The sequence below is a fragment of the Sphingomonas abietis genome, from assembly GCF_027625475.1.
GTDB lineage: Bacteria > Pseudomonadota > Alphaproteobacteria > Sphingomonadales > Sphingomonadaceae > Solisphingomonas > Solisphingomonas abietis.
The window spans coordinates 1,445,181-1,471,653 of sequence record NZ_CP115174.1 but is presented as its reverse complement, the minus strand read 5'-3'; the positions used below and the strand labels follow the sequence as shown (position 1 = coordinate 1,471,653).

Annotated in this window: 20 protein-coding genes and 9 pseudogenes; 18 read left to right on the top strand and 11 right to left on the bottom strand. The window is 60.7% G+C overall.

Annotation, left to right across the window (positions count from 1 at the left end; genetic code table 11):
• Together PBT88_RS07080 and PBT88_RS07075 are read right to left on the bottom strand one after the other, a co-directional pair.
• On the bottom strand, positions 1 to 672 hold the full coding sequence (locus PBT88_RS07080; protein ID WP_326521572.1) for an alpha-ketoglutarate-dependent dioxygenase AlkB: 672 nt from the start codon (positions 670 to 672) through the stop codon (positions 1 to 3).
• Positions 656 to 1,150 carry an SOS response-associated peptidase family protein gene (locus PBT88_RS07075; RefSeq protein WP_270078497.1) on the bottom strand — a complete coding sequence of 165 codons (495 nt, stop codon included), beginning with the start codon at positions 1,148 to 1,150 and terminating at the stop codon, positions 656 to 658. The genes PBT88_RS07080 and PBT88_RS07075 overlap by 17 nt, the downstream gene beginning before the upstream one ends.
• A 107-nt stretch (positions 1,151 to 1,257) precedes the next feature.
• On the opposite strand from PBT88_RS07075, the gene PBT88_RS07070 reads away from it, so the two are divergent.
• From PBT88_RS07070 to PBT88_RS07055, 4 genes are all read left to right on the top strand, one after another.
• The gene (locus PBT88_RS07070; RefSeq protein ID WP_270078496.1) at positions 1,258 to 1,875 is read left to right on the top strand and encodes an SOS response-associated peptidase family protein; all 618 of its coding nucleotides are present in this window, start codon (positions 1,258 to 1,260) and stop codon (positions 1,873 to 1,875) included.
• Positions 1,875 to 2,309 (top strand): DUF1810 domain-containing protein, encoded by a 435-nt coding sequence (locus tag PBT88_RS07065; RefSeq protein ID WP_270078495.1) that lies wholly within the window; start codon positions 1,875 to 1,877, stop codon positions 2,307 to 2,309. The genes PBT88_RS07070 and PBT88_RS07065 overlap by 1 nt, the downstream gene beginning before the upstream one ends.
• Positions 2,310 to 2,406: 97 nt before the next feature.
• Entirely contained in the window at positions 2,407 to 2,610 is a 204-nt protein-coding gene (locus PBT88_RS07060) for a hypothetical protein (protein ID WP_270078494.1), read from the top strand.
• Positions 2,607 to 2,816: a ComEA family DNA-binding protein gene (locus PBT88_RS07055; RefSeq protein ID WP_270078493.1), complete on the top strand. Its 210-nt coding sequence runs from the start codon at positions 2,607 to 2,609 to the stop codon at positions 2,814 to 2,816. The genes PBT88_RS07060 and PBT88_RS07055 overlap by 4 nt, the downstream gene beginning before the upstream one ends.
• Before the next feature lie 495 nt (positions 2,817 to 3,311).
• On the opposite strand, the pseudogene PBT88_RS07050 reads toward PBT88_RS07055, so the two are convergent.
• Positions 3,312 to 3,557, bottom strand: a pseudogene (locus PBT88_RS07050) (transposase); the annotation flags it as partial.
• Between the two features lie 174 nt (positions 3,558 to 3,731).
• Between PBT88_RS07050 and PBT88_RS07045 the strand changes: the two are divergent.
• Positions 3,732 to 4,543 (top strand): IS5 family transposase gene (locus PBT88_RS07045; protein WP_270078492.1). Its coding sequence is split into 2 segments (ribosomal slippage): positions 3,732 to 3,894 and positions 3,894 to 4,543, totalling 813 coding nucleotides; the frame shifts between segments, so codons are not numbered across the junction.
• A gap of 501 nt (positions 4,544 to 5,044) precedes the next feature.
• Here PBT88_RS07045 and PBT88_RS07040 read toward each other — a convergent pair.
• The gene (locus PBT88_RS07040; protein ID WP_407696556.1) at positions 5,045 to 5,803 is read right to left on the bottom strand and encodes an EAL domain-containing protein; all 759 of its coding nucleotides are present in this window, start codon (positions 5,801 to 5,803) and stop codon (positions 5,045 to 5,047) included.
• Between the two features lie 241 nt (positions 5,804 to 6,044).
• On the opposite strand from PBT88_RS07040, the gene PBT88_RS07035 reads away from it, so the two are divergent.
• Together PBT88_RS07035 and PBT88_RS21150 are read left to right on the top strand one after the other, a co-directional pair.
• Complete coding sequence (locus PBT88_RS07035; RefSeq protein WP_270078490.1) at positions 6,045 to 8,549, top strand: sensor domain-containing phosphodiesterase; 2,505 nt, start codon at positions 6,045 to 6,047, stop codon at positions 8,547 to 8,549.
• A gap of 376 nt (positions 8,550 to 8,925) precedes the next feature.
• Positions 8,926 to 9,195 carry a Mu transposase domain-containing protein gene (locus PBT88_RS21150; protein WP_407696555.1) on the top strand — a complete coding sequence of 90 codons (270 nt, stop codon included), beginning with the start codon at positions 8,926 to 8,928 and terminating at the stop codon, positions 9,193 to 9,195.
• On the opposite strand, the pseudogene PBT88_RS07030 reads toward PBT88_RS21150, so the two are convergent.
• A pseudogene (locus PBT88_RS07030) lies at positions 9,188 to 9,694 on the bottom strand (IS21 family transposase); the annotation flags it as partial. The gene PBT88_RS21150 and the pseudogene PBT88_RS07030 overlap by 8 nt on opposite strands.
• A 192-nt stretch (positions 9,695 to 9,886) precedes the next feature.
• On the opposite strand from PBT88_RS07030, the pseudogene istA reads away from it, so the two are divergent.
• A pseudogene (gene istA / locus PBT88_RS07025) lies at positions 9,887 to 10,855 on the top strand (IS21 family transposase); the annotation flags it as partial.
• 60 nt (positions 10,856 to 10,915) lie between these two features.
• Here istA and PBT88_RS07020 read toward each other — a convergent pair.
• Positions 10,916 to 12,084 (bottom strand): IS3 family transposase gene (locus PBT88_RS07020; RefSeq protein ID WP_270078489.1). Its coding sequence is split into 2 segments (ribosomal slippage): positions 10,916 to 11,823 and positions 11,823 to 12,084, totalling 1,170 coding nucleotides; the frame shifts between segments, so codons are not numbered across the junction.
• A 62-nt stretch (positions 12,085 to 12,146) separates the two neighbouring features.
• Between PBT88_RS07020 and PBT88_RS07015 the strand changes: the two are divergent.
• From PBT88_RS07015 to PBT88_RS06995, 5 genes and pseudogenes are all read left to right on the top strand, one after another.
• Positions 12,147 to 12,272 (top strand): annotated as a pseudogene (locus tag PBT88_RS07015) (IS5/IS1182 family transposase); the annotation flags it as partial.
• 648 nt (positions 12,273 to 12,920) lie between these two features.
• Positions 12,921 to 14,051 (top strand): annotated as a pseudogene (locus PBT88_RS07010) (IS3 family transposase).
• Between the two features lie 243 nt (positions 14,052 to 14,294).
• Positions 14,295 to 14,639 carry a hypothetical protein gene (locus tag PBT88_RS07005; protein ID WP_270078488.1) on the top strand — a complete coding sequence of 115 codons (345 nt, stop codon included), beginning with the start codon at positions 14,295 to 14,297 and terminating at the stop codon, positions 14,637 to 14,639.
• Positions 14,640 to 14,836: 197 nt separating this feature from the next.
• Positions 14,837 to 16,237 (top strand): PAS domain-containing protein, encoded by a 1,401-nt coding sequence (locus PBT88_RS07000; RefSeq protein ID WP_270078487.1) that lies wholly within the window; start codon positions 14,837 to 14,839, stop codon positions 16,235 to 16,237.
• Between the two features lie 107 nt (positions 16,238 to 16,344).
• Positions 16,345 to 16,695, top strand: a complete 351-nt coding sequence (locus PBT88_RS06995) for a response regulator (RefSeq protein ID WP_270078486.1) — start codon at positions 16,345 to 16,347, stop codon at positions 16,693 to 16,695.
• Positions 16,696 to 16,816: 121 nt separating this feature from the next.
• Here the strand turns inward: PBT88_RS06995 and PBT88_RS21275 are convergent, their stop codons facing one another.
• Together PBT88_RS21275 and PBT88_RS06985 are read right to left on the bottom strand one after the other, a co-directional pair.
• A complete protein-coding gene (locus tag PBT88_RS21275; protein WP_456115221.1) occupies positions 16,817 to 17,050 on the bottom strand; it encodes a ribbon-helix-helix domain-containing protein in 234 nt (77 codons plus the stop codon).
• Between the two features lie 9 nt (positions 17,051 to 17,059).
• Positions 17,060 to 17,203, bottom strand: a complete 144-nt coding sequence (locus PBT88_RS06985) for a hypothetical protein (protein WP_270078485.1) — start codon at positions 17,201 to 17,203, stop codon at positions 17,060 to 17,062.
• Between the two features lie 547 nt (positions 17,204 to 17,750).
• On the opposite strand from PBT88_RS06985, the pseudogene PBT88_RS21270 reads away from it, so the two are divergent.
• Positions 17,751 to 17,870: pseudogene (locus tag PBT88_RS21270) on the top strand (IS701 family transposase); the annotation flags it as partial.
• On the opposite strand, the pseudogene PBT88_RS06980 reads toward PBT88_RS21270, so the two are convergent.
• From PBT88_RS06980 to PBT88_RS06970, 3 genes and pseudogenes are all read right to left on the bottom strand, one after another.
• Positions 17,864 to 18,445, bottom strand: a pseudogene (locus PBT88_RS06980) (IS110 family transposase); the annotation flags it as partial. The pseudogenes PBT88_RS21270 and PBT88_RS06980 overlap by 7 nt on opposite strands.
• Before the next feature lie 143 nt (positions 18,446 to 18,588).
• Positions 18,589 to 19,081 (bottom strand): annotated as a pseudogene (locus PBT88_RS06975) (transposase); the annotation flags it as partial.
• Between the two features lie 85 nt (positions 19,082 to 19,166).
• The gene (locus PBT88_RS06970) at positions 19,167 to 20,330 is read right to left on the bottom strand and encodes a GumK N-terminal domain-containing glycosyltransferase (protein WP_407696526.1); all 1,164 of its coding nucleotides are present in this window, start codon (positions 20,328 to 20,330) and stop codon (positions 19,167 to 19,169) included.
• A 222-nt stretch (positions 20,331 to 20,552) separates the two neighbouring features.
• Here PBT88_RS06970 and PBT88_RS06965 point away from each other — a divergent pair.
• From PBT88_RS06965 to PBT88_RS06950, 4 genes and pseudogenes are all read left to right on the top strand, one after another.
• Positions 20,553 to 21,271 (top strand): annotated as a pseudogene (locus PBT88_RS06965) (IS5 family transposase); the annotation flags it as partial.
• A gap of 348 nt (positions 21,272 to 21,619) precedes the next feature.
• Positions 21,620 to 23,983, top strand: a complete 2,364-nt coding sequence (locus PBT88_RS06960) for a bifunctional diguanylate cyclase/phosphodiesterase (protein WP_270078483.1) — start codon at positions 21,620 to 21,622, stop codon at positions 23,981 to 23,983.
• Positions 23,984 to 24,150: 167 nt separating this feature from the next.
• A complete protein-coding gene (locus PBT88_RS06955; protein ID WP_270078482.1) occupies positions 24,151 to 25,443 on the top strand; it encodes a GGDEF domain-containing protein in 1,293 nt (430 codons plus the stop codon).
• Between the two features lie 160 nt (positions 25,444 to 25,603).
• Positions 25,604 to 26,401, top strand: coding sequence for a universal stress protein (locus tag PBT88_RS06950; RefSeq protein ID WP_270078481.1), 798 nt, complete (start codon positions 25,604 to 25,606; stop codon positions 26,399 to 26,401).
• Positions 26,402 to 26,473: the final 72 nt, after the last annotated feature.

Here is a 26,473-nt window from a genome sequence, read left to right as displayed (position 1 = left end):
TCACTCTCCTGCGGCGTGTTTTCCGGCAATGAATTCAAACCGTGCGGATTTGCTCCGGTTGCGTGTCTGAGGCGAGCGCGGACTTCGGAGATTGCGGAGCTCCGCCCCGAGATAGTCGCTTTGTGACAGGCTTCGAAAGGTGATCGACCAGCGTGGCACGTGCATCGCAGCGATGCTGTGCTCCCAGCCGTGGCGTACTTCATCGGCAAGGTGATAGACCGACCGCGGGGCGAGCGGCACTGAACGGCGCTCAAATCCACGTTCAGTTCGACGCCGGAATCGCATCGCCGCGGCGTTCCCGAGCGAGATGCCGATGACATGCTCGAATACCGGCCGATCCTTATGCCAGCCGATGCCGGCACCAGGGTCGTACCGGATGACGAGCGCCTGAACCAAGGCTTCAGGTTCGAGGCCCGCGAAGCGCGCAGCGTTCGCGCGGACAGGGATCAGCCAATCGGGGATCGGGTCGGTCGGCGCAAAGCGCCCGGTCTCGAAATCATAGCTCCAGCCGAACGAGCGCGTCAGGCGCTTGCCGGTCCATTGTTGGAAGCGGAAAGGGCTAAGATCCACCGCATCGATCCGCGCGATCAGTGCGGACTCCTCGATTTCGGTGATCGCGTCGGGCGCCGCTGTAAGGCCGGGGATAATGGGTACGTCAAACAAATCGAACATGTGCAGCGCCGTCAGATCCCGAGGGCGCGCCATTCTTGCCGACTTCGCGAATGTCGAAGATCCGCGACGGCGGCGTTACCAGCAGATTGCTTTCGGGAAGCGTGCCGTCGAGCCAGTGCAAGACGTCGCGGCGCTGAATGATCGCGCCGTGCCGCTCCTGATAGCGCAGCACGTCCCGGCTGGCCTCGACGGTGATGATGCGGAAGGCCAAAGGCCAGCCCGCCATAGCTGACTCCCACACACCCGCCAGATAGAAGAAATTGCCGTCCTCAAGGCTGACGCGATAACGCTTGCCTTCGACCTGCATCTCGAAAGCGGACGCTGGGACGAGGCACCGGTTTCTCGGGAAGCTCTGCCCTTCCGAGCGTACAAACCGATAGGAGACGCCGGAACTGAAACGCGGGTCGGATCCCCAGGTCGCCTCGACCATCTCTTTTGCTTGCGGCATGTCGGAATCGTACCGGATGATGGCACGCATCGCGCCGTCGGGTGCTTCGGGGTCAAAAGGCTTTGGAGTCGCTCTCATGGCGAAAAGAACATAGCAAGAACGACGCTGAGTCGCAAGGGATCGAAGGCCGGTGTATCATGTGCAATGACTATCGACTCGAAGTCGAGATCGCCTCGATCGTCGAGGACTTCTCCGACCTCAAGATCAAGATCAGGACGCACGAGGGTACGCCCAACGTGCCCGCGTGCGCCGACATCAAGATCAGCGACACCGCGCCGATCGTGCGAAGCATCGATGGCGAGCGCGGAGCGGGCGAGCTGGTCAACCGCAAATGGAGCTGGCCGGGCCAAGGTGGTAAGCCAGTCTATAATTTCCGCTCGGACGGGCGCGAGTTCGCTAGCGGGCGCTGCCTGATCCTGGCCGACGGCTTCTACGAATTTACCGATCCGCTGCCGGGACAGAAGCGCAAGACGAAGTGGCTATTCACGATGAAGGATCACGATTGGTTCTGCATTGCCGGCATCTGGCGCGCCGACCCCGAGTTCGGCGAAGCCTTCACGATGCTGACGACCGAACCCGGCCAAGATGTCGCACCCTATCACCACCGCCAGATCATCCCGCTGCCGCGCGATCGCTGGGCAGACTGGCTCGATGCGACCGTGCCGGCGCAGGACGTGCTCGGCGTCCTGCCCAAAGGCAGCTTGCCGGCCACGCGGGTGTTTCCGCCGGAGGCAGCGCAAGGAACGTTGGTCTGATGCCCGACCTCCATTCGCTCGATCGCTTCGTCGAGGCGCAGACGCTCGCCTATCCCACGGCGTTTGCCGAAATCCACCGCGGCGCTAAGCGCTCACATTGGATGTGGTTCATCTTTCCGCAGATCGCCGGGCTTGGGCAGAGCGCGACGGCGCGCCACTTCGCGATCCGCTCGCTCGAAGAGGCGCGCGCCTATCTCGATCACCCTATTCTTGGCCCGCGCTATATCGAATGTGTGCAAGCGCTGCAGGATCTGACGATCAGCGATCCGGTCGCGGTGTTTGGCGGCATCGATGCGACAAAGCTGCGATCCTCGCTCACCTTGTGCGAGGCCGCGCGCCCTCAGGCCCTGTTCGCCGCCGCGCTAGATCGCTGGTTCGGGGGCGAGCGCGATGCGCTGACGCTTTCACTCATCGGCGGCGACGAGGCAGCCTGATTGCTTTTTTGGAGCCTTGGCTTTCCATTGCCAGGACCACTTCGTCCGCAAGAACTTAAATGATGCTGTCGCATTTTGCGCTCCGAAGGAGCGTGTCATGGCCAAGCTATCCAAATCCGATCGCGATGCTCTTCCGAAGAGCAAATTCGCCAAGCCTGAAAAGCGTGCCTATCCGATCGAGAACGAGGCGCACGCCAAGAACGTGAAGGCGCGCGCAAGCCAGGCGGTAAAGGCCGGACGCATGTCGAAAGCCGAGGAGGCCAAGATCGATAAGAAGGCCGACGCGGTCATCAAGAAGTGACGGATCAGCAATCGGCGGTAGCCATCAACGTCAATGAAGCGACTGCCGAGGAACTGGACTCGGTAGCTGCGCTGTGTGGACATGGGTTCGAGATCGTGCGCTACCGTGCGGAACGCGGCGGTTTCTCTGCGCTCCGCCAGCTCGACGGAGTGCCGGGGCTCTCAGGCAAACTGACCGATGCGGATCGCGCCTCGCTGACCGTCTAAGCCCGATTTGTCAGGTTCGGCCGAGCCGGCGGGAATTGGCCGTCGCGCGACCGTGGACGGGGGCCAGCGCGTTGGTCGGCATGGCAAGAAGCCACTGTGCGCATCGATATCGACGGCAATGATCTTTTCGCGCCGATGGGGGAGTTGGCGTGAAACGGAGAGCAGCCTGCCGTCGCATTGCGAACTAATCATGTAGCTGAGAATCATCACACGCGTAACCTGCGATGTCTGGATCGGCGTGGAAAAAGGGCTCTGACTCAATTTTGATGCAGTTGTGCGGTTGAATGCGGCTTCCTGATGGAGTTCGCCATGCAGAAAGCCCTTCGCGCGTCGTCTCTTGTTCCGCCCGGTTTTGTCGTCATCGGCACGGAAAATGAAGGTCTGAGTACAACCATCGTCATGCGGAGCACGGCGAAATCGAGCCGATGTCCCTCCTGCGGATTAGGTAGCCGGCAAATTCACAGCCACTACCAACGTCGCGTCGCGGATCTGCCGATAGAACCAGCGCCGCACGGTCGAGACTGGCGGAAAGCAGGGCGGTAGCATTCGCCACGGCAAACCGCCGCGCAGTAGGTACAGGATCGCCTCGAGGATGCCCCGAAGCGGCCACTTCCGAGAACGCCCCATAACAGACGGCGGAGGGAGAAACGGCGTGACTATCGCCCATTCCCCGTCGGTCAAATCGCTTGGCAAGGCCAGGTCGCTTCGCGCATGCTGTGCGCGAGCGGTATCGGTCCACATCGTTGATCCAGGGTAGTTTTTCGCGAAACCTCTGAATCAACGGCCTGTGCAGCTGTCAAGCTAACCCACTGACACCACTCACATTAGAGGCTGTGTCAGAACGGTAGTGTAATCGTGGACGATCGGGTCTTGATGTGATTCCGGGGGGTTGCGAGACCAGCCCTGGAAGACATCATGTGGAACCCGACCGCCCGTGCGCTGCATAGCCGCGCGGGGCTACGCTATGGAAGCGATCTGACCGATGCGGAATGGGCGATAGTCACGCCGTTTCTGCCGAAGCCGTGCAATCGAGGGCGGGATCGCCGTTGGCGCTGGCGCGAGGTACTCGACGCGATCTTTATGTGCTGCGAGCAGGCTGCCCGTGGCGCCTCCTACCCGACAGTTTTCCGCCTTGGCGCACCGTTTATCGGTGGTTTGGTGAGCTGCGCGACAGTGGCGGCTTCGAGGGTTTGAACCATCATCTCGTGCAGATGGATCGCATACGCGTCGGGCGCGGGCCAATGCCGTCAGCAGCGGTGATCGACAGCCAGAGCGTGAAAGCCACCGAAGCCGGCGATCCGCGCGGCTTCGACGCCGGCAAGAAGGTGAAAGGGCGCAAGCGCCACGCCATGATCGACACCGATGGCCGGGCACTCGAACTGCTGGTGCATCCTGCCGACGTGCAGGACCGCGATGGCGCCGTGCCCCTGCTCAAGATGTCCCATGGCCGCCACCCTTTCGTGAAGCTCGCCTTTGCCGATAGCGCCTATGCCAGCCCGCGCGTCGCCATGGCGACGTCGATCGCCATCGAGATCGTGCGCAAATTCGCCGATCAGGCCGGCTTCGTCGTCCATCCGCGCCGGTGGGTCGTCGAGAAAACCTTTGCCTGGCTCAACAGGAACCGTCGCCTAGCGAAGGACTTCGAGCAGACCATCCGATCCGCGACCGCCTTCCTCTACGCCGCCTCAGCCATGCTGCCCATCCAACGCCTGGCTCGTTACGCATGAGATCCGAGACGGACTTTTATCGGCGGTATCGACCTTGCAGATATGCGTCGTCTCGTCACTCACGTCCAACCCTGGATAGATCGACATCGGTCACCCTCCTGCATTTAAACGCCTTGACGACTTCGTACCATTCAAGAGGGGGGCTAAATCAATTACGCAGTGTCCCACGAGCTGCTGGCCGCGCTCGACCGGTACGAGACATTTGGCGGTACGCTTGGAAGCGGCCGTGACTGCCAAAAGCTGGCATGTCCAACGGGGCCGTCGTTTGCACGAGGCACCTCCTCAAAAGGACCGTATCGCTGCCGGTCATCGTGCTGAAGTCCGTCGATCACGCGATCGACGGAAAGTGCCACACCCCCTCGATGCAGCCGAAAGGCGAACATCTGCCTCATCGATTCCCTTCGGCAGAGGCGTCGAGTCAAAAGATCGACTGAAAGACCGCAGCCCGTCCCAACCCGATTCGGTCTTTTTCAAGAGAACCCACTTTCTTGGGCAGGACCATCAGGCCAGAACGCTCCCCGAAGTCAGTCTCGGCAGCTCTTCAAACGCCGGCCGCGCATACCAGTAGCCCTGCTGGTAGCGGACGCCAAGTGCACGTAGCGCCCTAGCCTCCGACGCCGTCTCGACGCCCTCTCCCACCAAAAGCGTATCGAGTTCCGCGCACATCGAAGAGATGGCCCGGACGATGGCCTGCCGGCGCGGATCGCCGTCTATGCCACGTATGAGTTCCATGTCGAGCTTGATCTCGTCGGGTGCGAACCGCGCGAACATGTCAAGCCCGGAATGACCGGCGCCGAAATCGTCGATTGCCACGGAGAAGCCGACTTGCTTGTAGCTCTGGATGATCGACGTGACGTGCTCGGGCGATCCCATCTGTTCGTTCTCGGTGAACTCAAAGATGAGCCGGTCGGTCGGCATGCCGCAGGTCCTCGCCGTCTGAAGCGTAAGTTGTATGCAGGCCATTGGCGAGTAGACGGCGTTGGGCAGGAAGTTAATCGAAAGCCTCGCGTCCGAGTCCATCAGGCCCGCCGCCATCGCCACTTCGATCGCCTTGACGCGGCAGGCCTGATCAAAGGCATAGCGGTTCGCATCGGTGACGCGTGAAAGCACCGCCTGCGCCCCGGATCCATCGAGACCCCGCACGAGCGCCTCGTGCGCGAAAACCCGCCCAGTCATGCTATCGACGATCGGCTGGAATGCCATGGTGAACGGAATGTCGAACTCCGTCCCGTCCCGACAGCCGCCGCATATTTTCTGTATCTTCATAACGCCGGGATAGGGCGCGGGGCTTAAATATCCGTCAAGGAGCGGCTAAAAGACACCAAGTCGCCTCTCGCATTATGCGAGAGTGCTCCCTGAAGCGATGATAGAGAGAATCAACACGCGGGACGCGCACAATAGTCGCAGGGGCCAAGTCAACCTTTTCGAAAGGATCTGCCTCTATGCTTCCCTAGTGCCAGACCCCGCTTTGCCCCTCGACGAGGAAACCGAATGCGAGCGCATGACCACGCTCGCAAAGCTCGGCATATTTGACTCGCCACCGGACGGCGAGTTCGACGACATCGCTCGCCTCGCCGCGATGGTGCTCGGGGCCGAAAGTGCCGCCGTCACCTTACTCGGCGGCGAGAGGCAGTGGTTCAAGGCTAGTCACGGCATCGTTTTCTCGGAGACCGCGCGAGACATATCGTTCTGCATCCACGTGGCGGCCGCATCCGAACCGCTGATAGTACCCGACGCATCGCAGGACGAACGCTTCAAAGCCAATCCGCTAGTGACACGCGATGGCGGGATACGCTTCTATGCCGGCTTTCCGCTCATTCTATCGTCCGGACACTTTGCCGGCACGCTGTGTGCCTTCGCGCCCTCTCCCCGGTCCGGGATCACTGTCGCCCAACATGCGCTGCTAGCCGATCTCGCTGCTATCGCTACGCGTCTTCTGGAAAGCCAGGCCGCCCGGCGCGTCGGGCAGATTGCGTCGCGTGTGGTGCAGACGACGTCGGATGCGGTGCTCTGCGTCAACGACGAGGGCCGTATCACTTTCTGGTCACAGGGCGCAGAGGCAATGTTCGGGTATGACGCCGACGCCATCCTCGGCCGCTACTTCAGAAAGATCGTGCGACCGCCCTTAGCAAAATACGCCTCAAGGGCGTCCATCCTCGCTACGTTCGCAGCGCTCGCCGGCAGCACGGTCGAACTTTGCGCTATTCGGGCAGACGGAGAAGAGTTTCCCGTCGAACTGTCGCTTACCCGCTGGCGCGAAGGGGAAGCGGTCGGCGACTTTGCCGCGATCGTCCGTGACGTCAGTCAACGCCGCCAAATGGAGCGCGAGCGAAGGCATGAACGAGAATTTCTCGACGCCGTCGTCGCGAACCTACCGGCCATGCTCTTCGTCAAAGACTCGATCACGCGCAAATATCTTCTCGTCAATCGAGCCGGCGAGAACCTCATCGGCCGGACCGCTGACGAGATCGTCGGCCATACCGACAAGGAACTCTTTCCCGAGTTTGGCGATGCCTACGACCGCCGCGATACCGAGGCGTTCGAGGCACCTTCGCCGCGCATCTTCGAAAGCGTGTTCGTTCGCGATGACGGCGGCGAGGTGCATCTGCGCACGCGCAGAATCGTCATCGACGGTCCTACCCGCGACCGGCAGTACATCCTTGGCATGTCTGAGGACCTGACCGAAATCCGGAAGGCCGAAGCCGAGATCACGCGCCTCGCCCATTTTGACACCGTGACCGGCCTTACCAACCGCGGGCACTTCATGGATCGACTCCAAAGGTTAATCGATGCCAAAATGCCGATTGCCCTGCTCGGCATCGATCTGGACCGCTTTAAATCGGTTAACGATCAATTCGGTCATCTTCTTGGCGACGAGGTCCTATCCCATGTCGGCGAACGTCTGCGTGCCCTCGCCAGCCCAGGCGACATCGTAGCGCGCGTCGGTGGTGACGAGTTCGCGATCATTCTCATCGCGGAAGATCCCCATCTTCGCGCCGATCATGTGGCAAGGTCTATTGTCGCCAGTCTGGCGCGACCTTTCGTTACCGAGCGCGCGACCGCCTACATCGGCGCCAGCGTCGGCATAGCGACCACTCCGGAGGACGGAGTAACCTTGCGAGAGCTGCGCAACTGCGTCGATCTCGCTCTTTACCGTGCGAAGGCGGCAGGGCGAGGAACGGTGTGCGCCTTTAGCCAGGACATGGACGCTGAAGTCCGCGACCGTCAGATGCTCGAAGCTGATCTGCGCGAAGCGATGGCCGCCGATGAGATCAGCCTCCTCTATCAGCCGATACTTTCCATCGAAAGCGGGCAGGTCACCAGCGTGGAGGCGCTCGCTCGTTGGACGCACCGGCTGCGAGGACAGATCGGGCCGGACGTCTTCATCCCTCTTGCGGAGGAATGCGGCTTCATAGGGCAACTGGGTGAACATCTTCTCCGCCGCGCCTGCACAGACGCCATTTCTTGGCCGCCCCACATTCGCGTCGCTGTGAATCTCTCTCCGCTTCAGATCCATGCTGGGCGGCTTACCGCGACCATTAGCGGCATTCTCGATCAAACCGGTTTGCCGGCAGACCGCCTTCAGCTCGAAGTGACGGAGGGACTCGTCATACGCGACGTCGAGCGAACGTTTATTGAGTTGGAGCGGCTGCGGGCGCTCGGGATACAAATTCTGATGGACGACTTCGGCGTCGGCTACTCATCGTTGAGCTATTTCGAGCGCTTCAGGTTCGACAAGGTCAAGATCGACAAGTCGTTCGTGACCGACATCGCGTCTTCTCGTTCCTCTAGGGCAATCATCAAGGCGGTGATCGGGCTAGGCCGCGATCTGGGCATGAGTGTGGTTGCTGAAGGGGTCGAAACGACCGAACAGATGGAGCAGCTCATCGGCCTTGGGTGCACGCATCTCCAAGGGTTCTTGTTCAGCCGGCCGCTCGATTCCGCGATGATAGCAACTTTCTCGCAGACCCGCCCAACAGCGACCAGTCTCGCGTCGGCGGCGTAGGCGTTGCCGACGCGTCCTTCACATGTTGCATCAAGCCGAGGGGTAACGAGGCGGCAGGTTTCGGGAAGACAGCTTGAAGACTTGAAGTCTCAACCAAGGCTATTCCGTGCGAGCGGCGGCTGCAGATGTCCTTGAAAAGCTGTCGGCCGGCAACTGGAAGCTATCCGAAAGAGGAACGTCAGTCCTCGAAGCACGGCGCTATCGTACACGCAATAAGGCAAAAGTTGAGAATTGCGTCAACACGGTTGAGCGCTGTTGCTCGGGCACCTGCGCAACCGGAACCGGGACGGCATGGACGAACTGCGTGGCTCCGTCGGTGAGATGAGGGTCACGCTCAACGACCGGATCATGCGGCGGTTAGGCCGGAAGGCGTCAGCTGCTTGAGGAGATCGACTGTCCCTGGCGGAAGCCGCTTCCGTCTGAAGCATGCGTCCTGGCAGGATGGCGCCGCCGCAAAGTCGGCATCGATCATCATGTTGAAGCTTCGAAGCATTTTTACTTGGTGCCGTATCGTCATGCCCACGCGCAGGTCGAGGTGCGCCTGACGGCGCGCACCGTTGAGATCGTTCTCAAAGGCGAGCGGATCGCGGCAGCCGGCCTGAAATGGCCGTTGCCCGAGGACACGAGCGGTGGCGCGCGCCGCTGAAAAAGGCAAAGGCCGAAACATGGCCGTCTAGGAACGCATCGGTGGTCTCGCGCGGATAGGCCTTTACGAAACACGCATCCGAATGCGGCAGGTCCATGCAGAAATAATAGACCTTCTGCCGCACGCCACCAATCTCTGCCCACGCCTCGCTGAGAGATCTGAGCATGGCCCGGCGTGTGTGCCAGCGGCACGAACGTCTCACGACTGCGGGCCCGGCTCTGCCGCACATAGTCGTTCACCACCGTATAGCCCCCGCTATAGCCATGCTCTTCGCGCAACCGCTCGAAGATCCGCTTGGCGGCGTGCTGCTGCTTGGCAGGCGACAGGCGATCCTCGCGCAGGATAGTGTCGATGACCGGCAAAAGCGGAACCGGCTTCGGCTTCTCCGGCGGCTTCGCGTGCCGGTAGCCCGGCGGCAGCGAGAACACGCACATCTTCGGCACCGTGCCCGGCTCAGACCGAACGCCTTCGCCGCCTCCCGGCGGCTGTGACCTTCCATGTAGATTCCGAGGGAAGCCGCCCCCCAATTCCGAAATGATGCCGCCCCCCTGTTCCGAGGAATAGTCTCCCCCGGATTCCGAAATGATGTTGCCCCCTTGGGAGTGGTGTCGAACGGGGTCCGTCGGCGGGGCTAGGGTCGCTGCTTTGGGCATATCCGAAGGAGCGTCTGATGCCGGCGGAAAGGGTGAGCATGCGGCGTGTCCGCGAGATGTTGAGATACCGGTTCGAGCATGGACTGGGGTACAAGGCGATATCGTTGCGGGTCGGCGCGGTGCCGTCGACGGTGCGCGAAACGCTCAAGCGCGTCGCGGCGGCCGGTCTGGAATGGCCGTTGCCCGAGGACATGAGCGACGGCGCGCTGGAAGCGGCGCTGTATCGGGAACCGGGCAACAAAACCGGCTACCGGCGGTGCCCCGAGCCGGACTGGGCCCATCTGCACCGCGAGATGCAGCGCAAGCATGTGACGCTGCAAATCCTGTGGGACGAGTACATTGCGGAGTATCCGGACGGCTATCGCTATAGCCGCTTCTGCGACGTGTACCGCGGCTGTGCGCTCAAGCTGCACGTAACGATGCGGCAGAACCACACGCCTGGCGACAAGTTGTTCGTGGACTATGCCGGCGACAAGGTGGCGGTCGTCGTCGACCGACTGACCGGCGAATTGCGCGACGCGCATATCTTCGTGGCTGTGCTCGGGGCCTCCAGCCTGTCCTACGCGGAAGCGACATGGACGGAGACGCTGCCCGACTGGATCTCGGTCAACGTCAACGCGCTCGAAGCGTTTGACGGCGCGCCGGCGCTGTTCGTACCCGACAATGCCAAGGTCGCGGTCATCAAGGCCTGCCTCTACGACCCGTGGGTCAATCGCAGCTATGCCGAGATGGCGGAGCATTACGGCAGCGCCGTTCTTCCCGCACGCCCCAGGAAGCCGCGTGACAAGGCCAAGGTCGAGCGTGCGGTGCTCATCGTCGAGCGATGGTTGTTCGGGCGCCTGCGGCGCCGGACGTTCTACAGCCTGTCAGAGCTCAACGCCGCCATCCGTACGCTCATGGCCGACCTCAACGACAATCGTGTACTGCGCTGCCTCAACCAGACCCGGCGGCAGCTGTTCGAAGCGCTGGACAAGCCCGCGTTGAAGGCGCTGCCGGTCGAGCGCTATGAGGTGGTCCCGCCTACTTGGACAGTTTGGCGGCTTTGCTAAGCTACTCCCAGATGTTTCTCATGCCGCCAATTGGGTGATCTGACCATGGGGGTCATGACCCCCATGGTCAGAAGCGTCGTCCCTGCCATAGGCCTCGGCCGGGGTTCGCCCAGCCACTGCCGAGTGCGGGCGCTGGGTGTTATAATAGGAAATCCATCGGGTAAGGCCGGCCCTCAGCTCCGAACCGGTCTCAAAGGCGTTGAGATAGACGCATTCATATTTAAGCGAACGCCACAGACGCTCGATGAAGACATTGTCCATCCAGCGGCCGCGTCCATCCATGCTGATCCGCACCTCGGCCTCGCGCAGGACGCTGGTGAAGGCGAAACTGGTGAATTGGCTCCCTTGGTCGGTGTTGAAGATCTCCGGTTTGCCAAATCGCGCCAGAGCATCTTCCAGAGCGGTCACGCAGAAGCCCGCGTCCATCGTGTTCGACAGCCGCCACGCCAGCACCTTGCGTGTAGCCCAGTCCATGATAGCGACGAGATACAGGAAGCCGCGCCGCATGGGGATATAGGTCACGTCGGCGCACCAGACTTGGTTCGGACGGTCAATCTCCAGCTTGCGCAGCAAATAGGGGTAGATCCGATACTGCGGGTGCGGATCACTGGTCCGGGGCCGCTGGTAGATCGGCGACAACCCCATCTTCGCCATCAGGCGGCGGACACGGCGGCGACCGGCATCATGGCCGGTGCGCTGCAGGTGGCGGACCATCTGGCGGCTGCCATACCACGGCATGTCCAGGAACGTCGCGTCGATCACCCGCATCAGCGATAGCGTCTCCTCGGTCTCGGGCACCGGCGCATAGTAATAGGACGACCGGCTGATCGACAGCAGCCGGCACTGCGCCGAAATCGACAGCCGATGGTGAGCGGGCTCGATCAGCTCCCGCCTCCGCGCCACGCTCATCGACCGGAGGCTTTCGCTAAAAAATCGCGTTCGACGACCAATTGCCCGATCTTGGCATGGAGCCGATCCAACTCCGCTTCGCCGGCGGCCTTCGTTGCCTCGCCAGCGCCGGAGAATGTCGTCGCCATCCCCTCGATCGCCTGCTTCTTCCACGCCGCGATCATCGTGTGATGGATGCCATGCTTCGCGGCCAGTTCCGCCAGCGTCAGATCCCCACGGATCGCCTCCAGCGATACCGCCTTGAATTCCGCGCTGGAGCGCTTTCTCGTCGTCTTCATTCCCGTCCGTTCCTCACGTCGGGAGTAGCTTAGCCTCCTGTCCAGAAAACTGGCACCACCTCAGCTTTGGATGGATGACCCAATGGAGACGCCTTGTTCGTGACTACGAGAAGCGCATCGACGTCTCCCAGGCCATGATCCTTGTGGCTATGGGTAGCGATCTCATTCGCAGAAACGCTTATCCCTGAATTTCAAAACCGACTCTTAGCTCTCCAAGGCCAACATCCTCGCCGCCCCCAAAACGAGCAGCTCGCCACTGGCAGGATTTCTCTCCCCCGCACCGACACCTTTGCCGGCGCTACCGTGGCCGGATTTGTCACCCCCCTACACAGGAGAAACTGGGGGGCATCACAACCTCATGGGGGTCGATAGCGAAACGCAGGTAGCTTAACCTCGTGTCCAATGGACTGGCAATGGTTCACTCCCTTGAAGTGCGTTGTATTTGGATACCGATCTCGGAGCCGATCGCGCGCCAGGTTGAAGCGCATTCCGCATCAGCTTGCTCGGCTAGTTCTATCTGTCGTTGGGCAACAGCCGACGCTTGCGAACCGAATACATTAATCAACGCTGTCACAAACGTTTGGAGTAGAATTTTTTTGCCAGATCGGTTGATGTCACTCATTTTCAAACTGTCTGAACGCTCATCACCACCCTGTCTACGTCGCGAATCCCAACGTGATCTGTCGGAGCAGGATTCGCGACGAAAGTCTATTGATAAGTTACGCTGAATGCGCCAAGACCCGGCGATGAAAGAGATGGCTCGGAGAAACTGCACAGCGGGATAAGTGGATTGTCGGCCTGAGGGCAGCCAGAATGGCTGACGCACAGGAGGCATGATGAGCAAGCGACCGCGCCGGAATCACAGTCCGGCATTCAAGGCGAAGGTGGCGTTGGCCGCGGTGAAGGGCGAGAAGACGCTGGCGGAGTTCGCACAGCAGTTCGACGTCCATCCCAATCTGATCAACCAATGGCGGGCGAAGCTGCTGGACAGCGCGGCGGACGTGTTCGGCTCGGAGCAGGCTCCAGCCGAGCCCGCGGTCGATGTGACGGCGTTGCACGCGAAGATTGGCGAGCTGACGCTGGCGAACGATTTTTTGTCCGGTGCGCTCGGAAAAGCCGGACTGTTGCCGAGCGCAAAGCGATGATCGACCGTTCTCACGATCTGCCGGTCTCACAGCAGGCGCGGCAACTCGGTACCAGTCGCGGCAGCATCTATTATTTGCCTCGTGCGGTATCGTCCGCCGATCTCGCGATGATGCGCCGGATCGACGAACTGCACATGGCGTACCCGTTTGCCGGCAGCAGGATGCTTCGGGATTTGCTCGGCGGCGAAGGCGTGAAGGTCGGGCGGTTGCACGTCGCGACGCTCATGAAGAAGATGGGCATTGCGCTGATCTACCGCCGACCCAACACCTCGAAACCAGCGCCGGGACACCGGATTTTCCCGTATCTGCTCCGCAAGCTGGCGGTCACGCGGCCGAACCAGGTCTGGGCGACCGACATCACCTACGTCCCAATGGCGCGCGGCTTCGTCTACCTTGTCGCCATCGTCGATTGGTTCAGCAGACGGGTGTTGGCATGGCGTGTGTCGATCACGCTGGCGACCGACTTCTGCGTCGAGGCATTGGAGGAAGCGCTGCCGCGCTTCGGAAAACCCGAGATCTTTCAACACCGATCAGGGAAGCCAATTCACCAGCACCGAGTTCACGAGCGTACTTCAGCGGGAGAAGATCGCGATCAGCATGGATGGCAAAGGCTGCTGGCGCGACAACGTCATCGTGGAGCGCCTTTGGCGGTCGGTAAAATACGAGGAGGTGTATCTCCACGCTTACACGTCGGTGCCCGAAGCTCGCAGCGGCATCGGTCGATATCTCGGCTTCTACAATGCCGTGAGGCCGCACTCGAGCCTTGGCTGCAGGACGCCCGACCAGATATACTACAACCAGCCGCTTCTCGCAGCGGCATGATCAACCGGCCGGCGATCCACTTAACGAGCCTGCGAGGCTGTACAGACAAACCGAGCCACCTCTGTCGATGCCGATGGGCTGCTTGTCGCGAATTCCCACGCCGTAGAGATCGTCTTTCCCGGAGACAGGGTCGAGACGACCGCGCTTGGCCCGGTCAACACGATCGTAGGCCCCGGCACCGAAGATCCTGGTGGGTGAAACCACGATACGCGGTGTGCCATTGTGCTGACCGGAAGGACGAGCATGGAGCATGAGCTGCGCAACAGGATCATCGGTGCGACCGATCGCGGCCTCACCATCCGGGTCGCGGGCCGCGAAACCATGGTGTCCTGGGAGACGGTGACGGGCATCAGCGCTGGCCGGGCCAGGCCTGATCGCACGAGCGAGCACCGGATTCTCGTTCTCGCCCTCGAGGTGCGACTGTCGAACCGGGAACATCTGTTCCTTGTCGGCGAGATCGATCCGGCCTGGATCCCGTTGACGACAAACCTGCACGTGGCCCTGCCGGAGGTCGCGCCGTTCGAGGTCTGGGGCGCCGCGATCACCACTGCCTCGGCACCGATAGAGTTATACCAGCGCGGCACGTAGACATGATGCCGTCGATCATCTCTGCTTCCTGCCAACGGCGAGAGTATCCTGCCCGGCGATGCTTCGGATTGCCGCACGCGAAGTTGGTCGCTAATAGCGTTCCTGTTTTGGACCGAAAGCCCCTTCCCCATGGCGCCTCAGCGCCGTTCATTCCTGCCGCAGACGTACAGGCGGCGATCGACGCATTTCGCAACCGGATGGACCAGGGCGACCCGATCGTCATCGGCTTTCAGGACGCAATCCTGCCAATGACGGTTAGCGATGCGACCCTTCCCGACAATCCGATTATCTATGCCAACGCCGCCTTCGAGCGATTGACGGGTTTTCCACCCAGCGAAATCCTCGGTCACAACTGCCGGTTTCTCCAGGGACCGCTGACTCGGTCAGACGATGTCGACCGTTTACGCAATGCCATTTCCCAACGCGAGGCAATCGAGATTGATCTGCTCAATCATCGGCGGGACGGAACACCCTTCTGGAACCGCCTGACGGTGACACCGGTCTTCGACGCTCACGGCGCCTTGTCCTATTTTGTCGGCTCTCAATTCGACGCTACGCTCGAGCGACATCGGCTGGTGCGCCTGCAGGCGGATCGCGACGCTCTTGAGAGCGAGGTGGTGGCGCGCGACGCAGCACTCGTCGAACGCGACGCCCGCCTTCAGTTCGCGCTGCGGGCAGGCGGCCTCGGCTCCTGGAGCTACGAGATTGCGACGCACACCCTCGTAGCCTCGGCAAGCTGCAAGGCCATCTTCGGTCGCGAAGTCGATGATCCGTTCACCTATGCGGACCTGCTGACATCCATCCACCCCGAGGATCGCCCCGGCATGGAAGCCGCGGTCGCCCAGGTCATCGCGACCGGATGCGAATATGATATCGAATATCGACTGCTCACGCCCACAGGCGAGCAACGCTGGGTCCACATCCGCGGCGAAATGATGATGCATTCCGACGGCACGCCGCTCGCCATCACCGGATACTCCGCCGATATCACCAGGAGAAAATTTGCCGAGGAACAGCGTGGCGTATTGGCCGACGAGCTGACCCACCGGGTCAAGAATACACTCGCCACGGTTGGAGCCATTGTCGGTCAGACGCTCCGCAACGCCACGTCCATCGCCGATGCCGATGAGATCATCGCCGGCCGCATCGCCAGCCTTGCGACAGCGCACGAATTACTGGTGCGCGATGAGATGGAAGGGGCATCGATCGACGACCTCGTGTCCCGTGTGCTTGCGCCGTTCGCCGATCGTGACGGCAAGCTCTTCTCGATCGAGGGGCCGGATGTCCGTCTCTCTCCTGCCATCACCCTGGCACTTTCGATGGCCGTCCATGAGCTCGCGACCAATGCCGCAAAATATGGCGCCCTCTCGGTCGCTGGTGGACATGTCGAAATCCGATGGGCCCTCGTGGACGGCACAGCGTGCCATCGGTTCACCTTCTCCTGGATCGAGAGCGGGGGACCGCCCGTTAGGCCACCGGAGCGAACCGGGTTCGGCACGCGGATGATCGAGCGCGTCCTCGCGCAGCACGTCAAGGGGAAGGCCGAGATCGCATATCGCCCGCAAGGCGTGCAATTCTGCGTCACCGCCACCGTATGAGAATATCGCTTACGCACGTAGCGCACCCGCAACATGCTTAATTTTAATATGGATCAAGGGATAGATTATAGCTCTTCCGGGGTTGGGCATTCAGATTGGAATGCTGCATGTGCCACGTCCTTGTGATTGAAGATGATTTCCTGATTGCCGATCACATATGCCAGCTGATGGAACTTGCTGGCGCAACCTCGATCGATCAGGCTGCGACCGAAGGAGAAGCGATTGCGGCCGCAAGGGCGCACCCGCCAGCTGTCATCGTATCGGACGTACGGCTTGCGGAAGGGACCGGCCCGTGCGCCGTGCAAGCCATCCTGGCCGAGCATGGAGAGGTTCCGGTCATCTTCGTTACCGGGACACCCGATGCCTGCCATCCACGAACCGCACCAATGATCGTCCTAACCAAGCCGATCCAGGATCGGCTGCTGATGGCGACTTTCACGGAGCTTGCCCCGATCTGACCGACATCGTGGCGATGCCGTCGGTTTCGCCGAAGGGGTACCTTCGGCGACTTCCTCCGAAATTTCATTCAGCAAGCTCTTCCTGCTCGCGTAGCGCCGCCCGAGTGTCTGCACGAACCCTTCATAGCGTTTGCGGCCTTTGACCTGTGCCGCGGCCTGGTCTTCGTCGGGCAACGGCGGCGTCACCGGCAACCAGAAGCGCACGAACAATGCGACGGTCGACACCATCCGGCGACAGGTAAGATGCCACGGCGGCCTCGACGATCGCCGAGCGCGATATGCGCCGGCGGATAGCGAGTTCGCCGACCTGCTTCGCCAGTTCGGGCGGGAAATAGACATTCAACCGGGTACGCATAGCCCTTCCTCACAGTTGAAGGCCGTCATCATGGTCGAGCGATGCCTGCCGCGCTAGCCCGCGCATCTGCTGACGCCGCATCGCGGCCTGCCGTGCCGCATCCTCCGGCTCGTCCTCGACGACCGAAAACTCCTGCGCGGGCGGCGCGGGCATCGTCTCGTTCGCGATGGCGACGTGGTCGGGCAGTTCGGGTTAGCGAAGAGCAGGCCGAAGTTATCATCCGTTTGTAACGCCCTCCCAACCATGCTCTGATAGTAGCATGCAGGAAGAGAGTTCGACGAAAATCCGTCGGACGGTCGAGCGCATCCCGAAATGGCTGCGCGTGGACCTGTCCTCGGCGGATCCGATGCTCCGTGGACGAGCGGAGGACACGCTGGTCGCCATGATCGCCGCTGCTACATACGAGGACGACACTGCAAAAGCCCCGCCCCTATCTGTCGACCAGGATCGATCGCGCACGCCTCTAAGTCCTGACGGAGGCAGAGGCTGACCCGCTGTTCGCCCGCGCCGGCCGCATGGCGCTGGCGGCAAAGGACAACGTCTCGTCGATCAACAAGCGGCTCAAAACCATTCGTCGTTCGACCGCTTCCTCGACTGAGACAAGGTGCGACCGCTGGCGCGCGCAGTGCATCAATCCCGCGAGAGCATCGTCAGGCCGCTGGCCGAGCAGTCGCCCAAACTTGCTATCGAACAGATGCGGCTATGCGAGCAGGCCCATCAGCAGCTTAAAGAGGAACTTGGCCTCGACCACTTCGAAGGCCGGTCATGGACGGGGCTGCACCGACACAGCTTGATGACGATGATTGCCTACGCCTCACTCCACAGCGTCGCCCGCGCCGCCAACATTCCGCCGATCACCGTCGAGAGTGTGGCGTGTCCCTCGATCATGTCATGGATACGCGCCTCGAACCGCCCCCGGCTGACCTCGCCGACCTTCAATCCGTAGCCCCGCAAGATGCCGCGGATGCTGAGCTCGACATCAAGCAGCTTGCCTTGGATGAGCTTGCGACCAACGAGCAACGCTCGTGTGTCCTGGGCCGCCGATGACTTCGCATGGACCGGCCGATACCATCCCATTCGCAGCAGCTGCGCGATGCCCCGCGCATCCTTCCGATCGGTCTTCACCGTCATCGCCGAAAGCGCCGCCTTTACGTGGCGCGTTTCCAGCAAAACCACGTCACGGCCGGCAGCAAAGAGCGCTGCATGCAGCCACTGCGATAGCGGGCCGGCTTCAAGGCCGATCCGGGTAACCGGCAGCCCGAGCATTTCGAAATACCCAACCAGCGCCTCCGGCTAGCTGACGATCTTCACCTCGCGAACCACTTTTCCCGTCGCATCGACGACGCACACACTGCTCTCTTTCAGAGAGACATCGATTCCTGCATAATGCTCCACGGCTGTTCCTCTCATGATGCTGAGGCCGATCGCTCGGACCTCGTTTCCAACACCATCATTCTGAGGGACAGCCACCCAACATGGCTACTTTTAAGACGCCGGCCCATTACGGCATCTAGCTAGGTGGAAGGCCCGAACATTATCTACAGGGTCGCTCGACGAGCGCCCTCACGGCACTTGCAGAGAGGGGTCCTTCCACCTGGCATCCGACCGTTCAAGGAACGGTCGGTACTCCGTCCCCGTCTTGACGACGGCGCGAGCCACGCGCGCCATCTTGGCGGTGAGCGCCGTCATCGCCTTGCGGCGACGGTCGGCATCGTCCGCGTGCCCGGCGGTGTATCGTCCGAGCTTGTCGCGGAAGCTGCTGTCGCGCTGACGCGCGGCGACCTGGGCAGCCATCCAGAAGGTGCGGCGCAAGCGCGCGTTGCCGTATTTGGACAGCTTGGTGCGGCCGCGGAACGTGCCCGACGGGCAGGTTGCGAGATCGAGGCCGCAAAACTTCAAAAACTGGCGATGGTGACCGAAGCGGCTCAGATCACCTGCCTCGGCCAGAATGATCAGCGCGTTGATCGGATCGATGCCCGGAATGTTGCGCAGCAGCTGGTAATCGACGTCATCGGCGAGCCGCGCATGGGCCACTCGATCGGCTATGGTGTCGTGAGCGCCGCCAACGGGCGCCGCGAGGCCGCCGACACTATGTCAGCAATCCCATTGCTATCAATCAGCGTCGGTCGGGCTCGCCGCAACGATTTCGGAATGGCCCTGCACCCAATTCACCGATCGCGCGTAGGAGCCGGCCCGCAACATCGTCCCATGAAAGTATCGACACGTTCCGCGGTGACTTGCTATCGAAGTGCCCCAAAGCGCGCGTCGTTGCCCGCGCGATGCTCCCTTCGTCTCCCTCAATGTATGTGAACACATCCTCGCCGTCAGGTATCATCTCAGGCGCGATAATCGGTAGATTGCAAAATCTGTATTGAAGCAATTTAAGACTGGATTCGGCTATATAGGCCGACCCTTCGTCAAGCTTATAAGCTGCCAAGCCAGCATTTGCGAACTTGACGAATGGAATTGTTTCTCGAAAAGAAACTTCTCCATGAAATATAGCATTTGTCGGCATATTATCTTGTTGTGTAAGGCCCAGCACATGCACCTGAATTTGCGGATGCGACCGGGCTAGATCTGCGATTGCGACAAGGTCAATCAGTGTACTTCCGATTGATACAATATTTATCGTTCCCGACGGGTAAGGTGATGTGTGGCATATGTTGAACTGATCGACTAGCACCCCTTGCGGTATAACTAGAATATTAGATCCACCAAGCAGAATTTTTGCGAGAAGCGAACTGGGACATCTGACTAAGTCACTGTTCATTATCGCAATTCTCTCCATAGGAAGGAGGTAACTCGGCGCTCCAACTGCCCGAAGTGAATCAGCTGCATTGTATATAAATTTCGCTGCCGGGAATTGTCGTTTGAGTTCCGGAAAATATGTTACAGATGATCCACTATCGATAATGAAGATATCGGTTTTCGACAGGGCATCGGTAATACGCTTTGAAAGCTTCGCAGATAGCCGGATAGCTAGGCGGCCGAGTATCTTGTTGAGCCATTCATATCGAAAATGCATAGGATGAATTAACGACATCTCGGAGAATGCTGCAATGTTGCTCCGACGACGAGGCGGGCTGCGAAGCCAATTTCGCAAAATGCCTTTATAGCGGTGAGGCTGCTTGATGATGCGTAGCAGACTTAGTCCAACCGTTACAGCTGTAACGTCGCATCCAAGGCGAGATATTCCCTCCGATAGGAAATGTATACTGGCCTTCCTGCTATTTTCTTGAAAGTTGTGATTACTTAATACCGTAACTTTGCAATTCCCCACAGTCTCACGCCCCCCGTGTAAACCAGTATATATTTAGGAAGTCCGTCAGACTGAAGGCCAACATCCAACAAATATCAAGTTATATATTCTCGCACTGCCTGAGTCGTGCTGGCGAGCGAAAGCCTACCGAAGAGGCTGTTTGGGAACGGCGGCGGAATGAGGTTGGATGATCGGGCTTCGGTGTGATTTCAGAGGATTGCGACACCTGTTCTTGAGTGACCGATGTGGAATCCGACCGCCCGCGCGCAGCATAGCCGAGGGGGCCTGCGCTATGGAAGCGATCTCACTGATGCCGAGTCGCGACTGATCGAGCCGCATCTGCCATTACCTCGACCATGCGGACGGCGGCGGCGGTGGTCGATGCACCGGATCATCGAGGCGATCCTCTATGTGCTGCGGTCGGACTGTCCATGGCCTCTCCTGCCCGACAGCTTTCCGCCGTGGGGCACCGTTTATGGATGGTTCTCAGAACTGCGCGATGCATGCGTGTTCGAGAGCCTAAACCACCATCTGGTCCAGCGCGATTGTGCCCGCCTCGGCCGAGCGCCTTGCCCATCAGCCACCGTTATTGACAACCAAAGCGTGAAAAGGGGCTGTCAGGATTTCCGTGTGCGGGCGGCCCGAAAGGCTACGATGCCGGCAAAAAGATCGTGGGGCGCAAGCGCCACGCCATGGTCGATACCGATGGCCGCGCTCTCGACCTGCTCGTTCACCCTGCCGACGTTCAGGATCGCGACGGCGCGGTGCCGCTCCTCCGGCAGTCTCGGCGGCGACATCCCTTTGTCGAGCGCGCCTTCGCCGACAGCGCCTACAACAGCGCGCGCGTCGCCGGCGCCACCTCCATCACCATCGAGATCGTCCGCAAGTTCGCCGACCAGACCGGCTTCGCGGTCCATCCGCGACGGTGGGTCGTCGAGCGCACTTTCGCTTGGGTCAAACGAATCGAGGCGCTACAAGGGAAGCAGCGCCAGATCGCGCTTTTCATCCGAGAGGCGATCGATAACGAGTTGCGCCGCCGCGAGAACGACAAGAAATAGGATCGAACGGTCCGGCTCGTCATTTTTTAGTTATCCAGCACGATCGTCGATACCGAGATCAATCGTCCTTTGGGTTCGCAGCTTTCGTTTCCCGGGCGAGCAGCGGGCGTCTTGATGGCCGCGCCTCGCCGTTTGATGGGTGCAAAGTCTGCCTGTGGGTAAGCGCGATAACCCACGCAAGACCGCACATTGTTAAGAATCCTCGGCTAGTTACGCCACATGATCGGCCTATTGGCATCCGTCTTCGATTGCATGGAGAACATGCACGATCCCCGCCTCATTGCGGCGGCGGGTGTCGTCTGTGCGATCGGCATCTACGCGTCGTTTGCAATCGCTCATCATGCCGCACGCGCTACGGGAAAAGTGCGCATGCGATGGGGGCTCGTCAGCGTACTCTCCAGTGGATGTACGGCATGGGCGACGCATTTCATCGTGCTGCTCGCGTTCAAGCCCGGGATGCCCTCGGCTTTCGAACCGCTTCTGACGGCTGCCTCGTTGGCGTCTGCAATTGCCGGGATTGGCGTTGGCGTCTCGATCTCGATACGCACCCGTCGTGTGCAAATGCATTTTCTAGCCGGCCTCGTATTGGGTCTGGGCATCACCGCGCTCCACTATATCGGTCAGGCCGCTTATCTCGTTCAGGGACAGGTTTACTGGAATCTAGGGCTGGTGATCCCTTCGATCATGATCAGCCTGCCCCTGTCCGGTTTGGGCATGGTCGCGGCTGGAAGCCGATCCCGCTCTGTCAGACGGACCGCCGCCCCGCTGCTGCTGTTCTCGATAGCCGTGCTGCACTTCTGCGGGATGGCGGCAATGCGCCTGCGGTTCGATCCGTCGAAGACATTTCCCTCGGACGCAGTCTCGCCGGCGGCGATCACGCCTGTGGTAGCCGGTGTGTCGCTGGCTCTGATCGCCCTGGCTTTGACCGGATGGCGCTTCGACCTCGCAGCAGTTGCCCGGCTCCGCCAAGACCGGCGCCGTCTTCGCGAACTGGCCGACGTCGCCCTGGAAGGGCTGCTCATCTGTCAGGGCAATGCGATCGTAGCCGCCAACGACAGCGTCGAACAGCTCGCGGGCTACGGATCGGGCACACTGGCTGGGACCAGCGTGGATGCCCTGTTTCCCGATGTCGATTTCTCGAGGCTTCCCGAGCGCGAAGAGCGTGAAGTCGGGCTCGTCATGCTGTCGGGCCGGATCGTACCGGTCCGCGTCCTGCGATGCGAACTGGCCCTTGGCCACAAGATCCAGACCGTGATCGCGGTGCGAGATCAGCGTGAACGTCTTCGCACCGAGGCTAAAATCCGCAAGCTTGCGTTCAACGATTCGCTTACCGGGCTGTTGAACCGCGGCAGCTATGTCGATCGCTTGCGCCATCTCACAGATGAAGGCACGCCTCTCGCCTTGCTGAGCATTGATCTGGATCGCTTCAAAGCTGTAAATGACCAGTTCGGACATTTGGTCGGCGACGAAGTGCTGAACCAGGTCGCGGAGCGCTTGCGCTCGATCGCAGGACCCGATGACTTTGTCGCTCGCGTCGGCGGTGACGAGTTCGGTATCATATTGATCGGGGAAACAGCAGCGCAGCGGGCCGACAATGTTGCTCGGCAGGTCACCGAGCGTCTCGGCCAGCCTTTCGCCGCCGGGTCCGTGGTTGCATATTGCGGGGCGACGGTGGGTATCGTCCTGGCTCCCACCGACGCGACGACCACTAGTGAGCTACGCCAATGCGCCGACCTCGCGCTATACCGCGCCAAGGAGCGAGGTCGCGGCAGCGTATGCTGTTTCGATCCGGAGATGGATGAGGCGTCACGCGATCGACGTACGCTCGAAGCCGATCTCCGGACTGCTGTCGCCGATGGCGACATCAAGCTTGTCTATCAGCCCGTTCTATCGGCGCTGACCGGCGAGATCACGAGTGTGGAGGCACTTGCTCGATGGTCGCACCCCAAAAAGGGTCCGATACCACCTGACGTTTTCATTCCGCTGGCTGAGGAATGTGGGCTGATCAGGACGCTTGGCGAAGCGCTCCTGCGGCTCGCCTGTTCCGACGCCGTATGGTGGCCGTCCAGCGTTCGTGTGGCGGTCAATCTGTCACCGCTGCAGTTTCAGTCCGGCGATCTCTCCCAAACGGTGGAGAGCGTGCTCCAGGATACGGGGCTAGCCGCCAATCGCCTCCAGCTCGAGGTAACCGAAGGTCTCGTGATCCGCGATGTCGAGCGAACATTCATGGAACTCGAACGTCTGAGGGCACTGGGCATCCAGATCCTCATGGATGATTTCGGCGTCGGCTATTCTTCGCTGAGCTACTTTCAGCGCTTCCCGTTCGACAAGGTGAAGATCGACAAATCGTTTGTCGATCACATCACGACGTCGCGCGCGTCGCGCGCGATCGTTCAGGCCGTGGTCGGCCTGGGCGAGCAACTCGGCATGGGGATTGTCGCCGAGGGCGTCGAAACGGAAGAGCAGATGCATGCCCTGGTCGCAGCAGGCTGCACACATTTGCAAGGCTACCTCTTCAGCAAACCGCTCACCACCATAGAGATGGATGAAAGATTATCCGCTTTGCATGACGCCAGCCTCGATGGGATTCGCAGAATAAGCGCGCAAGCGGCTTGATCACGCTACGTGAGCATATGATAGACGCCCGGATCTGCTCCAAAAAACCAACGACCGATTAATCTGGAATCTTCCGATAAGACTTTGGTCTTATCGGAGTGGCTTTGAAGGAACGGTTAACGGACCAAAGGTACAAAACGCTACCCGTATCTGTACTGGATCAGGACGTGAAGCTAGCTGAAGTCCGTATCGAAACCACCGCATCAGATCGTCGGGTTTTCCGGGCGGCCATCATTCTTCTGTTCGCCTTGGTTCTCGGTCTCGTTTGTACCATCCTCGGCCATGTCGGGGGCATGCGCTCGTATGGCGACGCGCTTTCCTGGATCGATATTGCCGCATTGGCGGTCAGCCTGATTGCTTTGGCGCGGGGCGCGCCCCTGGCTATCCGGGAAATGGGGGAGCGGCGCCGCTACGCTGCGAGCGCGCTGGAATCCCGCCGACGCATCGAGAATCTGTTCCAGATGACCGACATGCTGCAAAGCGCGCTCGGATATGATGATGCCAATGCGGTGCTTCGCGCCACCGCCTCGCAATTGCTAGCCGGATTTGGCGGCGCGCTCTATGTATTCAACAATTCGCGGGATCGGCTAGATCTCTCGACATGCTGGGCGTGGCCGGAGGATCATCTTCCACCGGATACGGTGTCGCCTTCGCATTGTTGGGCCCTCAAGCGCGGAAAGCCGCACGTCAATCATGTCGGCGCGGCCGCGCTGCGGTGTGAGCATCTGGCCGCTGGCATTCTGGTCCTGGAAATTCCGATGATGGCGCGCGGCGAGGTCTATGGCCTCCTTTGCGTTCAATCCGGAGGCGAGGAAGGCGAGGCGCGTCTCGACGAGATCATGCCTCTGGCCGCAGCCGTCGCCGATGCGATGTCGCTTGCGCTATCAAACATATCCTTGCGCGAAAAACTCCGGACCCAGGCTCTGCGGGATCCGCTAACCGGTCTCTATAATCGCCGCTACATGGAGGATGTCCTCGAGCGATGCGTCAATCTCTCGGAGCGTAATGGCAGTCCCGTTTCCGTCGTGATGATCGATCTCGATCATTTCAAGCTGCTCAATGACGAACACGGCCATGCGCTTGGCGATGCGGTACTTCGCGAAGTGGCCGGCGCCATCGTCGGCGCGATCCGTCCCTGCGATGTCGCTTGCCGATATGGTGGAGAGGAGCTTCTCGTCATCTTGCCGGATTGTTCGCTCGATGATGCGGTGACCAAAGCGAACGTCCTGAGAGCTCGGATCGAAAGTCTCTCCGACAACCATCAATGTCGCGTGACCGCCTCGTTCGGCGTTGCCAGCATGCCAGACAACGCCACGAAGGCCAATGAACTCGTGGCGGCTGCGGATGGGGCATTGTATGCCGCGAAGCAGACTGGAAGGAATCGGGTCGTTTCGGCTGATCGTCGCGGCGCGGGGACATCGGGAGGTCTCGCCGCCCCCGGCGAAATGCGGCCAGAATAATTCTGCCTAACCGGCGGATTGTCGAGATCACATGGGGCCAGTCTGATATTAACAAGACCTGAGAGATAATCCGGACGCCCTGCCGAACGTCTGTATCATTACCGATGTCGCCAGATGGCGCTGCCCAATAGTGCGATCGAACTGAGTCGAGGGGCAATCTATGAAGAATGTGCTGCTGCTGGTGCATGATGATGCGGGCCAGGAAGCGCGCTTCCAGGCGGCGCTCGATGTCGTGCGATCCATCGAGGGCCATCTGACCTGCCTCGACGTCGCCGTTTTCTCATCGCTGATCGACGATGGCTATGGCACGGCGGAGTTGCTACTCGACGACGAAAGGCAGCGCGAAGTCGGAAACCGTGAGGGTCTCGAACGCCGGCTCGGCGTGGAAGGTTTGCCATGGAATTGGATCGACGCGAGTGGCGACATCGCGCTCCGGCTGACAGAAGGGGCTGGGCTCGCTGATCTCATCGTGGTCAACCTCAAACTTGATTCCGGATCGGGCCCGGACATGCGCGGCATCGCCAGCGAAGTCGTGCTCAAGGGTGGAAAGCCGATCCTAGCCGTCCCGGAGACGATGTGCGGTGTCGCGCTGACGGGCCATGCCATGATCGCCTGGGATGGTTCGGAAGAGGCGATCAGCGCTCTCCAGGCGGCGGTCCCGCTTCTTCGCCTCGCGCAGCGGGTGACGATCGTGGAAATCGTCGACGGATCGGTGAAGGTGCCGTCGGAGGCGGCGGCCGCTTACCTGTCGCGTCACGCTGTCCACGCGTCCATCCATCCCAAGCACCCAAACGTGCCGAGCGCGGGACGCGAGATCCTCAAGCTGGCCGAGCTCTTGAAAGCCGATTATCTCGTGATGGGTGGTTTCGGGCACAGCCGGCTGCGCGAGGCGATCTTCGGCGGCGTTACGCGCCACATGTTGACCAACAGTCCCGTTCCCCTCTTTCTCGCGCACTGACGGTAGCGATTATCCGGTAACTCATCATCGCAATGGCTTTGCGGCACCCACCGCTCTATCGGTCCCATTAGC